The organism is Mycobacterium sp. GA-1285, assembly GCF_001499905.1.
Taxonomy (GTDB): Bacteria; Actinomycetota; Actinomycetes; order Mycobacteriales; family Mycobacteriaceae; genus Mycobacterium.
Genome location: NZ_LQIS01000023.1, coordinates 1 through 13,151, shown reverse-complemented (window position 1 = coordinate 13,151; position 13,151 = coordinate 1). Strand labels below are relative to the sequence as shown.

The following is a 13,151-nucleotide window of genomic DNA, read 5'->3' as shown; positions in this document are numbered from 1 at the left end:
ACACCAGGGTCGCGGTCGTCGAAGAATCGCAGCCCTCTTGTACGCCTCGCGAAGCACACAGACGAAAGCGGCGCCCACCGAAAAGGTGAGCGCCGCTTCGCGACAGAACTACTTGATGATCTTGGTGACCCGGCCGGCGCCGACGGTACGGCCGCCCTCGCGGATCGCGAAGCGCAGACCCTCGTCCATGGCGACGGGCTGGATGAGCTTGACGGAGATGTCGGTGTTGTCACCGGGCATCACCATCTCGGTGCCCTCCGGCAGCGTCACCACGCCGGTAACGTCCGTGGTACGGAAGTAGAACTGCGGACGGTAGTTGTTGAAGAACGGCGTGTGCCGGCCGCCCTCGTCCTTGGACAGGATGTAGACCTGACCCTCGAACTCGGTGTGCGGCGTGGTGGTGCCGGGCTTCACGACGACCTGACCGCGCTCGACGTCTTCACGCTTGATGCCGCGCAGCAGCAGACCGACGTTGTCACCGGCCTGACCCTGGTCGAGCAGCTTGCGGAACATCTCGACACCGGTGACCGTGGTCTTGGTGGTGTCGGGGCGAATGCCGACGATCTCGACTTCCTCGTTCACGTTGATCACGCCACGCTCGACGCGACCGGTGACCACAGTGCCGCGGCCGGTGATGGTGAAGACATCCTCGACGGGCATCAGGAACGGCTTGTCGGTCTCGCGGACGGGGTCCGGGATCGACTCGTCGACGGCCTCCATGAGCTCCTCGACCGACTTGACCCACTTCTCGTCACCCTCGAGCGCCTTGAGCGCCGACACGCGGATGACCGGGGCGTCCTCGTCGAACTCCTGGGCGGCCAGCAGTTCGCGGACCTCCATCTCGACGAGCTCGATGAGCTCCTCGTCGTCGACCGCGTCGGCCTTGTTCAACGCGACCAGGATGTAGGGCACGCCGACCTGGCGGGCGAGCAGCACGTGCTCACGCGTCTGCGGCATCGGGCCGTCGGTTGCCGCGACCACCAGGATCGCGCCGTCCATCTGGGCGGCGCCGGTGATCATGTTCTTGATGTAGTCGGCGTGACCGGGGGCGTCGACGTGCGCGTAGTGGCGCTTGTCGGTCTGGTACTCCACATGGGAGATGTTGATCGTGATGCCGCGCTGACGCTCCTCAGGCGCATTGTCGATCTGGTCGAATGCGCGCGACTCGTTCAAATCGGGAAACTTGTCGTGCAGCACCTTGGTGATTGCTGCGGTCAGCGTCGTCTTGCCGTGGTCAACGTGACCGATGGTCCCGATGTTGACGTGCGGCTTCGTCCGCTCGAACTTCGCCTTCGCCACTGTGTGGTCCTCCTGGACTGTGTTGGTGCTTGTCTAAAGCAGTGTTGATCTTTGCAGTTGTTTCTCGCCGCTAAGCAACCGGGGCTACTGACCCGTCGCCTTCGCGCCATTCATGGCTCGACTCCGGGCCAGCTCCAATCCTCGGCGCTGGCGCGCCTCGATTCTCACTGACCCGTCGCCTTCGCGATGATCTCCTTCGACACGGCCGCCGGAACTTCGGCGTACGAGTCGAACACCATGGAGTAGTTAGCCCGGCCCTGCGTCTTGGACCGAAGGTCCCCGACGTAACCGAACATCTCCGACAGCGGCACCTGCGCCTTGACGACGCGGGCACCCGATCGCTCCTCCATGGCCTGGATCTGACCACGGCGGGAGTTCAGGTCGCCGATCACGTCACCCATGTAGTCCTCGGGTGTGGTCACTTCGACCGCCATGATCGGCTCGAGGATCACGGGCTGGGCCGCCTGCGCGGCCTTCTTCAGCACCTGTGAACCCGCAACTTTGAACGCCATTTCCGATGAGTCCACCTCGTGGTAGGCACCGTCGAGCAGAGTGACCTTGAGGTTCACCAGCGGGTAGCCGGCCAGCACGCCGTACTGCATCGCGTCCTGGGCGCCCGCATCGACCGACGGAATGTACTCGCGCGGGATGCGGCCACCGGTGACCTTGTTCTCGAACTCGTAGGTCGCACCGTCCTCGCCGGTGAACGGCTCGAGGTTGATGATGACCTTCGCGAACTGACCCGAACCACCCGTCTGCTTCTTGTGGGTGAACTCGACGTTCTGCACGGGACGCTTGATGGTCTCGCGGTAAGCCACCTGCGGCTTGCCGACGTTGGCCTCGACCTTGAACTCGCGACGCATGCGGTCGACGAGGATGTCGAGGTGAAGCTCGCCCATACCGCCGATGACCGTCTGGCCGGTCTCCTGATCCAGGTGAACCTTGAACGTCGGGTCCTCTTCGGCCAGCTTCTGGATCGCCGTGCCGAGCTTCTCCTGGTCGCTCTTGGTCTTGGGCTCGATGGCCACCTCGATGACCGGGTCCGGGAACGTCATCGACTCGAGCACGATCTGCTCGTTCGCGTCCGACAGGGTGTCGCCGGTGGTGGTGTCCTTGAGCCCGATCACCGCGTAGATGTGGCCCGCAGAGGCCCGCTCGACCGGGTTCTCCTTGTTGGCGTGCATCTGGAACAGCTTGCCCAGCCGCTCCTTCTTACCCTTGGTGGAGTTGATCACCTGCGAGCCGGACTCGACCGTGCCTGAGTAGACGCGGACGTAGGTCAGCTTGCCGAAGAACGGGTGCACCGCGATCTTGAAGGCCAACGCCGAGAACGGCTCGTCGACCGACGGCTTGCGGCTGATGACCTCGTCCTCTTTGCCCGGCACGTGACCCTGAACGGACTCGACGTCCAGCGGCGACGGCAGATAGTCGATGACCGCGTCGAGCATGGGCTGCACGCCCTTGTTCTTGAACGCGCTGCCGCACAGCACCGGATACAGCTCGGAGTTGACGGTCAGCTTGCGGATGGCCGCCTTGATCTCGGCGACCGTGAGCTCTTCACCGCCGAGGTACTTCTCCAGCAGCTCCTCGTCGGTCTCGGCGACCGTCTCGAGCAGCGCGGTGCGGTACTCCTCGGCCTTCTCGGCGAGCTCGGCGGGGATGTCCTCGACCTCGTACTTCTCGCCGAGCGCCGTCTCGCCGCGCCACACCTTGGCCCTCATCTCGACCAGGTCGACGATGCCGATGAAGTCGTTCTCCGCGCCGATGGGCAGCTGGATGACCAACGGAGTCGCGCCGAGTCGTTCTTCGATGGTGCGCACGGTGAAGTAGAAGTCCGCGCCCAGCTTGTCCATCTTGTTGACGAAGCAGATGCGCGGGACGTCGTACTTGTCGGCCTGTCGCCACACCTGCTCGGACTGCGGCTCGACACCTTCCTTGCCGTCGAAGACGGCCACGGCGCCATCGAGCACGCGCAGGCTGCGCTCCACCTCGACGGTGAAGTCGACGTGGCCGGGGGTGTCGATGATGTTGATCTGGTGGTCGTTCCAGAAGCACGTCACGGCCGCGGAGGTGATGGTGATCCCCCGCTCCTGCTCCTGCTCCATCCAGTCGGTGGTCGAAGCGCCGTCGTGCGTCTCACCGATCTTGTAGTTGACGCCGGTGTAGTACAGGATGCGCTCGGTCGTCGTCGTCTTGCCGGCATCGATGTGCGCCATGATGCCGATGTTGCGGACCTTGTTCAGGTCGGTAAGCACGTCCTTCTGTGCCACAGCATTCCCTTCGGGAAGTAAACGGTCTAAAGGCTGTCTGGTTTCGCCTGCTCGCTACGCTCGCGCGCCGAAGCGAGCTTCGACGCTCACCAGCGGTAGTGGGCGAACGCGCGGTTTGCCTCGGCCATCTTGTGGGTGTCCTCACGCCGCTTCACGGCGGCACCCAGGCCATTGCTGGCGTCGAGGATCTCGTTCGCCAGGCGCTCGATCATCGTCTTCTCGCGACGGGCCTTGGAGAAGCTGACCAGCCAGCGAAGTGCCAGCGTGACCGAGCGATCCGGACGCACCTCCACCGGAACCTGGTAGGTGGCGCCGCCGACGCGACGGCTGCGAACCTCGAGTGCCGGCTTGACGTTGTCCAGAGCGCGCTTGAGGGTGACCACCGGATCGGTGCCGGTCTTGTCGCGGGCCTGTTCGAGCGCACCATAGACAATGCGTTCGGCCAGCGATTTCTTCCCGTCCAGCAGAACCTTGTTGACCAGCTGGGTCACCAGCTGCGACCCGTACACCGGATCGTTGACCAACGGACGCTTGGGCGCCGGTCCCTTGCGCGGCATCAGCTCTTCTCCTTCTTTGCGCCGTAGCGGCTGCGCGCCTGCTTGCGGTTCTTCACACCCTGGGTGTCCAAAGAACCGCGGATGATCTTGTAGCGCACACCGGGCAGGTCCTTCACACGGCCGCCGCGCACCAACACCATCGAGTGCTCCTGCAGGTTGTGGCCCTCGCCCGGGATGTAGGCGGTGACCTCGACCGCGCTGGTCAGCTTGACGCGCGCGACTTTCCGCAGAGCCGAGTTCGGCTTCTTCGGCGTCGTCGTGTACACGCGCGTGCACACTCCGCGGCGCTGCGGGCTGCCCTTGAGGGCCGCGGTCTTCACCTTGGCGATCTTGTCGCGGCGACCCTTGCGGACCAGCTGCTGGATGGTTGGCATCTACCGGCTTTCTGTGTTGCTGCTTTGAAGTTCTGGTCGAGTCTGTGTACTGCGGTTTTGCCCCGGGCACGTACCCCGCGGCCGGGTGTGTCGCACGCGCCCGCCCGAAGCAATTCGAAGGCAACTTGAAGGCATTGCCTCAATTCTCGGAGCATGGCGACATGCGAATTCGCCCGGCGTGCAGGCACGCTTGCGTTTCGGTCGAGCACGCAAGCGCCTTATCTGCCAGGCACGATCGTCCACAATACCAGTACAGGGGGAGCCCCTCCAAACCCAGCCGACGAGCGCTCGCACAAGGAGCAGACCGTCTCGGCCGAGCCCTAACCGCAGGTCAGATTACCTTCTTCGGATGCGTCCGGCGGTACGGCTAACGACGCTCCATGCCGGAGGCCAACCGCATCACCATGTCGCTGTACACCGCGTCGGTGTCGATGCCGTCCATCGCGCCGGTCATCTCCAACAGGACGAAGCCGTGCATGGCCGACCAGAACTCCAAGGCCGCATAGAACGCGTTCTCACCCTCGAGCCCGTAGGACCCCAGCACCGCGATGACCGGTGCGGCGGCCGCCCGGGTGGCTTCGGTGAACTCCGGGTCGTCGCCGCCCAGCGGCATCCGGGTGAAGGCCGAATAACGTCCCGGATGGTGATGCGCGTAGCTGCGGTAGGCACTGGCCATCGCGGTCACCGCGTCGTCGCGGGTACGCCCCTCCGCGACGTTGGTGAGCATGCCGATGAGATCGCCGACGACGCGCATCCGCACTGTTCTGCGCAGGTCCTCGAGGCTGTCGACGTGGTTGTACAGCGACGGGCCCTTGGTGCCGAGCTGGGTGGCGAGCGCGTTGATCGTCAGCGCATCCCAGCCTTCGCGGTCCAGGAAGGTCAGCGCGGCGTTGACGATCGTCTCGCGGCTGAGCCGAGAGACTCTCCTGGCCGACGTGCTCTGGGGTTGTGCCATGCGCGCTTCGCCCCCTGCCGTCTCGTCTGCCCTGGTTGATTCCGGGAGAAAACTAACACCTCTAGTAACTCCGCAGTCAGTTGACGCGCTCCTGACTGAGCTCGGCGAGTTGTTCGGTTACCGAGCACAGATCGGGCAGCGTCGCGGGGTTCATCGTCTGGATGGACCACGTGATGACATCGCCACCCTTGGCCACATAGAAGCTGCACGCGTTTCCGTCGAACGCCTTGAAGCCCTTGTTGCCGTCGACGGAGAGTTCGGTCAGGGTGCGGCCGGCCTGTTGTTCCAGCGACCGTTCGGTGTCCATGTCACTGCCGCGGTACCACCAGGTCGAGATCCCCATCCCCGCGCCGACGGTGCCGAACATCGTGTTCTCCTGCCAGAAGCACCCCGCGTCGCTGACGACGGCCTTGGTGAACCCCTCCGACCCGGCCGCCGCCGCGATATCGGCGTCGGCGATGCCGTTGCAGTCCACGCTGCGAAACCCGCCGTCCCGCTCCGCAGTCGTGGAAGACGTCGCGGCGTCGTCGGACGTTCCGCACGCCGTAAGCGTTGCGGCACAGGCGGCGAGTGCGATCAGTCGGAGATTCCAGCGGACGGACACGGTCACATCTCCGATTTCAGGGTTGCCGAGATGAGCTCCTGCGCTTCCCGGCACGGGTCACCGACGCGCTGATCGCGAAACTGCACCCACCAACTCAGGACTCCGCTGCCCGCGGCGGCAGTCGCCGAGCAGGCGGCGCCAGTGACGTCGCGGCGTGCGATGAACGCCGGGTGGCGCTCCACAACGGTCTCGGTGATCCTCGCGCCGCGCACGCTGGCCAGCGCGCGTTCGCGATCGAGGCTTCCGGTCTGGAACCAGGAGAACGTCGCGTCGATCGTCACGTCGCCGCGGAACAACACGTATTGGCAGACCGCGCCACTGTAGGGCCGCACGAGGCTCTCGGCGCCCATGATCTCTTGAACGGTGTCGTCGTCGAGCAGGGCGCAGCGGTCGTCGACGTACCCGTAGCTCCGTTCGTGATCCGGTACACCGGGCGTGACCCGCTGCGCGGTTCCGCTGACGGTCTCAGCACACCCCGGAACCGTCACCACCGCCACGACCGCCGCGACAGCAATCAGAAACCGCCCACGCATCGCCGCTCACGCTACCCAGCGTGAGGGTTGATAGCGACTCCGGTGAACGTCTGTGGATCGCACCGGTCGCCGCGTACGCTTCCTCCATGACGTGGACAGCTGTGACTCGGTCAGCTGCGGCATCCGCCGTGGCGCTCCCGCTGATCCTCGCCGCTCCCGTGGCGCAGGCGCAGCCGGTGGTCTGCAACCCGTTGGCGCGGGAGTGCGCCGACAACAGTGTCGTCGGTCGACACCAGGGGACCGACACCACCATCACCGGTATCGGCATCGTCGAGACGATCGACTGCGCCAACTCGACGCTGCTCGTCAACGGCGCGAACAACCAGGTCACCACGTTGGGAACCTGCTGGGGGGTGACGATGCAGGGCAACGGCAATGTCGTCGTCGCCGACAACGTGGTCAACGACATCACGGTCTACGGCTGGGACCAGACCGTGTTGTACAAGAACGGCAACCCGATCGTCTTGGACCGCGGACGGGAACTGGGAATGACCAACCGCATCAACCGGGTGCCCGCGTGAGCATGCGCGCCACATCGATCGCCTATGCCCTCGTCGGTGCCGCCGCGTTGCTGATCGCCGGTTGTGGATCGGAAAGCTCGGACACGCACACCCCCACCGCGACGGCGGGTTCGTCGGGCGCCCAGGTCGAGGTCGGCAACACGATCAACTACGGCTCGTTCGGCACGACCGCTGACATCGACTGCGCCGACGGCAAGTCGCTGAACATCGGCGGGTCGAACAACACGCTTACGGTCAAGGGCACCTGCGCGAACGTGAACATCGGCGGCGCCGACAACAAGATCACCCTCGAGCGGATCGACAAGGAGATCAGCGTCGTCGGCCTCAACAACACGGTGACGTATCGAGACGGTGATCCGAAGGTCCACGACACCGGCAACAACAACAAGGTCACCAAGGGCTGACACCCCTTCTTCTCAGTTCCGCGAGCGTCCGTGTTTGCCGACGACACGCCGCCGTTTGCCGGCACTTTGCGGTCGCTCGCGCCGGTCGACGGTCCACGAGATGCCGCTAAGCGCTCGCGCCGTGCCTGCCCGCGCCGGCCGCGAAACGCGCTGCGCCTTCCAATGATTCGGCGGCGACGCGCGACATGCTGCCGAACTCGAAATCCATCGCCTCGGCCTCCGAGCGGCCCCATTGGTTAAGTGCCGACAGGCGATCGGCGCGCATGCACTGCTGCGGCAGCTGGGCCAGTTCCGCGGCGAGTTCCTCGGCGCGCCGGCGTGCTTCACCGTGGGGCACCACCCGGTTGGCCAGACCCATCGCAAGGGCCTCGGCCGCATCGACGGCGCGGCCGGTGAGGATGAGGTCCATCGCCCGGCTGTGCCCGATCAACCGTGGCAGCCGGACGGTCCCACCGTCGATCAGCGGCACACCCCAGCGCCGGCAGAACACTCCCATGATCGCGTCCTCCTCGACGACGCGCAGATCGCACCACAACGCCAGCTCCAGACCACCGGCGACGGCGTAGCCGCTGACTGCTGCGATCACCGGTTTGGACAACACCATTCGGCTGGGCCCCATCGGGCCGGGACCGGCGCGGTGCACCGGGTTGGCATCGGGAGTCCCGAACGCCTTCAAATCGGCTCCGGCACAGAATGTCCCGTTGTCGCCGCACAACACCGCGACGGCCGCCGAGTCGTCCTTGTCGAACTCGTCGAAAGCGGCGTACAACCCCGCGGCGGCCGGGCCGTTGACGGCGTTGCGCGCCTCCGGACGATTCATGATCACCGTCGTGACGGCGCCGTTCTTCTCGACCCGCACTCCACCCGTCATCTCGCCTCCATCAGTTGGTCACGTCGCGTGAGCGACGATCCTGTACCGTCGCGCCGCGCAGACAATTCCGCGGCGAAGTCGTTGTAGGCCTGTCGCAGCGCGGCGCCCGGCCAGTCGTGGGGCAGCAGTTCCTCCGGCAACACCGGATCGGTGAGCAGGTGCCGCACGATGGCGGCCGCCGCGAGGAAACGACCGGGAACGTCTGGCGCCGAGCCGATTTCGTCGAGCAACATCCGGCCCACCCGCGCCCAGGCCCGCAGATCCCATAGGCGAGACACCAACTCCGCGGGTTCGGCGTCTCGGGTGATCAGCACCCGCACCCGCTGCAGGACTTCCGGCGGCAGCGCCGTGTCGAGGTTGTCCGGTCGCAGCCACACTCCCTCCCGCAGTTCGGCGAATCGGCCGTCCTGCAATGTGATTCGCAGTCCCGCCCGGACACGGGCATCGGTGCCGACGCTGGTGATCACCACCGTGGTCCAGTCTCCCCTCCACGGACGCAGCCGAGGATTGAGGGCGTCGTCCTGTCGTCGCTGCCGCGCCAACAAGCGGTCGGACAACCGGTAGCCGTCCTGGGAACGAACCAGGTCGCCAGCGCCGACCATTCGAGTCAGCGCGACCCGCACCGTCGACTCCCTGATACCGAAATCGGCTGTCAGCCTGATCAGTTCGCTCGCAGTGGCCCATGCCGGGTGCGCGCCGAGCAAGACGCTCAGCACGACGGAGCGGGCCGTCATCCGCGAGACGGACTTCGGCATCAGACCCCGGACGTCCTGCGGCCGTGGTCGCCGAACGGCTCGTCACGCTGGCGGACAGCTTCCCGGAACCCGTGCTCGCGTGACTGCGCGACGAATGCATGTCCCTCGGGAGTGTGGCGGGCGATGCCGTCGAACACCGTGGAAATCATCGCGCTGTTGGCCGTTCCCTGGGAATACAGCGCAGAATTCATCGCGAGCTTGACCATCATCAGCTGGTTGACCGGCACGCGGGCGATGCGCTCCACCAACCGCTCGGTGCGCTCGTCGAGCTCCTCGGGCGAGGGTGCCTCGACCGCCAATCCCCACTCGGCCGCCTGCGCGCCGGTGATCGAATCCCCGGTCAGTAGAAGGCGTTTGGCGCGCTGGTCACCGAGACGGTGCGCCCACATCCCGGCCGCGGGCACACCCCAGACACGAGTCGGCGGGTAACCGATCTTGGCGTCCGACGCGGCAATCACCTGATCGGCGTGCAGCGCGATATCGGTTCCGCCGGCCACGCAGTAGCCGTGGATCTTGACCACCGTCGGCTTGTCGCAGTGCATCAGGCTGGAGAAGCCGCGGACGAACCGGCTCATCATCTGGTAGTCGATCATCGGATCCCACGGCTGATTCGGCAGGTGGTTGACGGCCTGCGTCCTGCCGGACAGCACCGTGTCGCGGTAGGGGCTGCCGCCACCGGCCGACGACGATCCCTCGGCGTAGGCGGACAGATCGAACCCGGCGCAGAACCCCTCGCCCCGGCCGGCAACCAGCATCACGTGCACGTTCGGGTCGAGGTCGGCGCGTTCGACGAGCGCGGACAGTTCCAGCGGCGTGTCGGCGACGATGGCGTTGCCCTTCTCCGGCCGGTTGAACGTGATACGGGCAACGCGGTCCGTTACCTCGTAGGTCATCGTCTTGAGGTTGTCGAAGTCGACCGGTCTGATCGCGTGCGTCATGCCTTGACCAACGCGCGTTCGATGATCGGCGCGAGATCGAGTCCCGTGGGCAGGGTTCCGAACGCACCGCCCCAGGCGCCACCCATCCGGGTCGCCAGGAACGCCTCAGCGACGGCGGGATGCCCGTGGCGCACCAACAGTGAACCCTGCAGAGCGAGGCTGATGTCCTCGGCGACCTTGCGGGCGCGGTACTGGATTGTCTCGAGGTCGCCCAGCGCGGGTCGCAACGCCTCGACGTGCGCATCGAGTCGCGGATCCGCGCCAGCGGTCTGACCGAGCTCGTCGAACAGGACGTCCACGCACTCCGACCGAGTTGCCATGGCGCGCAACGTATCCAACGCGCTGACGTTGCCCGATCCCTCCCAGATGCCCATCAGCGGCGCTTCCCGGTACAGCCGCGGCATGCCCGACTCCTCGACATAGCCGTTGCCGCCCAGGCACTCCATCGCCTCCGCCGCGTGCGGGGTGGCACGCTTGCACACCCAGTACTTACTCGCCGCCAAACCGATGCGGCGCAGCAGGGTTTCGCGGGTGTCACCGCGCACCGCCGCGTCGGTGGCGCCGGCCATGCGCATCGCGACGATCGTGGCCGCCTCGGCCTCGACCGCGAGGTCGGCCAGCACGTTGCGCATCAGCGGCTGATCAATCAGATACTCGCCGAACGCTTTCCGGTGCTGTGCGTGGTGTATCGCGCGGGCCAGGCCGTTGCGCATGCTGGTCGCGCTGCCGAGCGTGCAGTCCAGCCGGGTGAGGTTGACCATCTCGATGATGGTCGGCACGCCGCGGCCCTCCTCGCCGACCAGCCACGCGATGGCGCCGTCGTATTCCACCTCGGACGACGCGTTGGCGTGGTTGCCGAGCTTGTCTTTCAAGCGCTGCAGGAACATCCGGTTGCGGCTACCGTCGGGCAGAATCCGCGGCAACAGAAAACACGAGAGGCCGCCGGGCGCCTGCGCGAGCACCAGGAAGATGTCGCACATCGGCGCCGAGGTGAACCACTTGTGCCCGCGCAGTGAGTAACTCCCGTCGCCGTTGGGGGTCGCCTCAGTGGTTCCCGCGCGCACATCGGACCCACCCTGCTTCTCGGTCATCGACATGCCCGCGGTGACGCCGGCCTTGGCGGTGGGCACCTTCAGTTCGGGGTCGTACTCGCGACTGACCAGCAGCGGCTCGTACACCGCCGCCAGTTCGGGATTGTGCCGCAATGCCGGCACCACGGCGTAGGTCATCGAGATCGGGCAGAGATGTCCGGGCTCGGGAGTCCACACCGAAGTCTTGGCCGCGCGCACGACGTGGGCGCCAGGCCGGTCGTCGGCCCACGGTGCGGCGTGCAGCCCGTGCTTGACGGCGACCGTCATCAACGAGTGGTAGGCGGGGTCGTACTCGACCTCGTCGACGCGGTGGCCGTAGCGGTCGTGGGTGCGCAGGATCGGTCGGTTCCGGTCGGCCAGCTCACCCCAGCGCTGCGCTTGCCGCGAGCCCGACAGCGCGCCCAACTCGGTGACCTCGTCGAGGCCCCATTCGCCGCCCTCGCGGATCAGCGCCTCGGTGAGCACGGGCGAGGTCGCCGGGTTGTACTCCTCCAGCGGGGGGACCTGGTTGGTGACGACATGGGTGTCCGACATGACGCCACTATTACACTTTCTCGACAGCTGCACAAGAGAACGTAACAGCGGCGTCCCCGCCGACGGCTCGTGCCTCGGGGCGGTCAGCGGCTGTCCAATTCGGGGACTCTCTTCAGGTGCGGCTCAGCCATCGAGATGCGTTCGGCAGCGACGTGATCCGGCTCGGTCTCGGCCGGTGCGTCGTCTGGCCGGTCATCGACCGACGCGGCATCGGCCGAATCCTCCGCCGCCCGCGATGCCCTGGTTCGTCGCCGCTTCTCGTACCGTTTGAGAGCGGCGAAGACGACGGCGGCCAGTGCCCAGCCGAGCAGGATGTCCACCACGTAATGCTCGGCGGTGTACACCAGCGTGAAGGCCATCAGGAGCACATAGGCCACGAGCAGCGGACGCCACGCTCCGTGCACGCGGCGCCACAGGAAGGCCGCGATCGCCGCCGTCATGCCCGCATGCAGCGACGGGATCGCTGCCACCAGGTTGACGCTGGCTTGGCCCGCATCGAGCAACGCGGTGGCGGTGTGCATGTTCAAGTTGCCCCAGCCCCGCCCGACAATCCGCTCGATCCACGGATTCGCGCCGTCCTGACTGGATTGCATCGCCCCCAGCACACCGCCGTCGGGCACTCCGCGCGCCGAGCGGAACATGCAGCTCGCGTGGGCCGGGCCGTCTTCGACCTCGGCAGGGGTGCATCGGGCCGCCGCCCACGGCGGCGCGGCGGGCACCAGGGCGTAGATGACCAAGCCCGCGAAGTTCAAGCCGACGAACAAGCGCACGAATGCGTTCCACTCCGCGCGGTCACGGAGCCAAAGCGCTGCGGCCACCGCGTAGGGAAGGATGAAGAACGACATGTACACGCAGCTGAGGACGACTTCCCACCACGGCGGATGACCCTGTTTGAGTTGCTCTTGAAGCCACACGGTCGGCACGGTGCCGAAGAACAGCCAGCGATCGGCCTCAACCGGCCACTCCCACAGCGTCGGTCGCCCGATCATGTCGGCCGCGCCCCTGCTCAGGTCGTAGGCGATCAGTATCAACGCGAACGGCAGCCAATCGCGGATGACGTAGAGCATGCGGCGGACCTGGCCGATGCTGGCCGCCAGTAGTCCGGTCGCGATATAGAGCAGCACCAGTTCGCGGTTGAAGGCGAACCCCGATGTGATGGTCCGGTAGACGACGACGGCCGCCCAGGCCACGACGGCGGTACGTCGGACTATGGTCAGCCGGCGGGCACGCGTGTCGCTCGTCCGTCCCTGCTGGACGGCGTGCTGCACCGCAATAGACTCGTCGACCGCGGCCACTCAGATGAATCTAGTTCACCTCGTCGTCACGAACGGTTAGAGGGCCGTTCGGTTAGCGGATCGTGACCAGACCTAGGGCGTGTCTGACAAATGGGGTAGCCAGAGGGTGATGGCGCGTAGGACTGCTGCGCCGCGGTAGACGATGGCGAG

The 13,151-nt window shown here is 66.1% G+C and carries 14 protein-coding genes; 2 read left to right on the top strand and 12 right to left on the bottom strand.

The window, feature by feature from the left end:
* Nucleotides 1-108: 108 nt before the first annotated feature.
* The 7 genes from tuf to AU193_RS13730 all read right to left on the bottom strand — a co-directional run bounded on the left by tuf (nucleotide 109) and on the right by AU193_RS13730 (nucleotide 6,592).
* A complete protein-coding gene (gene tuf, locus AU193_RS13760; protein WP_064422935.1) occupies nucleotides 109-1,299 on the bottom strand; it encodes an elongation factor Tu in 1,191 nt (396 codons plus the stop codon).
* A gap of 164 nt (nucleotides 1,300-1,463) precedes the next feature.
* Complete coding sequence (fusA, locus tag AU193_RS13755; protein WP_082682969.1) at nucleotides 1,464-3,569, bottom strand: elongation factor G; 2,106 nt, start codon at nucleotides 3,567-3,569, stop codon at nucleotides 1,464-1,466.
* Between the two features lie 86 nt (nucleotides 3,570-3,655).
* Complete coding sequence (gene rpsG, locus AU193_RS13750; protein ID WP_014209180.1) at nucleotides 3,656-4,126, bottom strand: 30S ribosomal protein S7; 471 nt, start codon at nucleotides 4,124-4,126, stop codon at nucleotides 3,656-3,658.
* Nucleotides 4,126-4,500, bottom strand: a complete 375-nt coding sequence (gene rpsL, locus AU193_RS13745) for a 30S ribosomal protein S12 (RefSeq protein WP_014209181.1) — start codon at nucleotides 4,498-4,500, stop codon at nucleotides 4,126-4,128. The genes rpsG and rpsL overlap by 1 nt, the downstream gene beginning before the upstream one ends.
* Before the next feature lie 367 nt (nucleotides 4,501-4,867).
* Nucleotides 4,868-5,455, bottom strand: coding sequence for a TetR/AcrR family transcriptional regulator (locus AU193_RS13740; protein WP_064422934.1), 588 nt, complete (start codon nucleotides 5,453-5,455; stop codon nucleotides 4,868-4,870).
* A 76-nt stretch (nucleotides 5,456-5,531) separates the two neighbouring features.
* Nucleotides 5,532-6,065: a DUF3558 family protein gene (locus AU193_RS13735; protein WP_253867819.1), complete on the bottom strand. Its 534-nt coding sequence runs from the start codon at nucleotides 6,063-6,065 to the stop codon at nucleotides 5,532-5,534.
* A complete protein-coding gene (locus tag AU193_RS13730; RefSeq protein WP_064422933.1) occupies nucleotides 6,062-6,592 on the bottom strand; it encodes a DUF3558 domain-containing protein in 531 nt (176 codons plus the stop codon). Before AU193_RS13730 ends, AU193_RS13735 begins: the two co-directional genes overlap by 4 nt.
* An 86-nt stretch (nucleotides 6,593-6,678) precedes the next feature.
* On the opposite strand from AU193_RS13730, the gene AU193_RS13725 reads away from it, so the two are divergent.
* Together AU193_RS13725 and AU193_RS13720 are read left to right on the top strand one after the other, a co-directional pair.
* On the top strand, nucleotides 6,679-7,113 hold the full coding sequence (locus tag AU193_RS13725) for a DUF3060 domain-containing protein (protein ID WP_064423136.1): 435 nt from the start codon (nucleotides 6,679-6,681) through the stop codon (nucleotides 7,111-7,113).
* A gap of 2 nt (nucleotides 7,114-7,115) precedes the next feature.
* Nucleotides 7,116-7,517, top strand: a complete 402-nt coding sequence (locus AU193_RS13720) for a DUF3060 domain-containing protein (protein ID WP_064422932.1) — start codon at nucleotides 7,116-7,118, stop codon at nucleotides 7,515-7,517.
* Between the two features lie 106 nt (nucleotides 7,518-7,623).
* Here AU193_RS13720 and AU193_RS13715 read toward each other — a convergent pair whose 3' ends face one another.
* The 5 genes from AU193_RS13715 to AU193_RS13695 all read right to left on the bottom strand — a co-directional run bounded on the left by AU193_RS13715 (nucleotide 7,624) and on the right by AU193_RS13695 (nucleotide 13,001).
* Nucleotides 7,624-8,388 (bottom strand): crotonase/enoyl-CoA hydratase family protein, encoded by a 765-nt coding sequence (locus AU193_RS13715; protein WP_172798303.1) that lies wholly within the window; start codon nucleotides 8,386-8,388, stop codon nucleotides 7,624-7,626.
* Nucleotides 8,385-9,143 (bottom strand): PaaX family transcriptional regulator C-terminal domain-containing protein, encoded by a 759-nt coding sequence (locus AU193_RS13710; RefSeq protein ID WP_064422931.1) that lies wholly within the window; start codon nucleotides 9,141-9,143, stop codon nucleotides 8,385-8,387. The genes AU193_RS13715 and AU193_RS13710 overlap by 4 nt, the downstream gene beginning before the upstream one ends.
* Entirely contained in the window at nucleotides 9,143-10,081 is a 939-nt protein-coding gene (locus AU193_RS13705; RefSeq protein WP_064422930.1) for a crotonase/enoyl-CoA hydratase family protein, read from the bottom strand. Before AU193_RS13705 ends, AU193_RS13710 begins: the two co-directional genes overlap by 1 nt.
* On the bottom strand, nucleotides 10,078-11,706 hold the full coding sequence (locus AU193_RS13700; protein ID WP_064422929.1) for an acyl-CoA dehydrogenase family protein: 1,629 nt from the start codon (nucleotides 11,704-11,706) through the stop codon (nucleotides 10,078-10,080). Before AU193_RS13700 ends, AU193_RS13705 begins: the two co-directional genes overlap by 4 nt.
* A gap of 83 nt (nucleotides 11,707-11,789) precedes the next feature.
* Complete coding sequence (locus AU193_RS13695) at nucleotides 11,790-13,001, bottom strand: phosphatase PAP2 family protein (RefSeq protein ID WP_064422928.1); 1,212 nt, start codon at nucleotides 12,999-13,001, stop codon at nucleotides 11,790-11,792.
* Nucleotides 13,002-13,151: the final 150 nt, after the last annotated feature.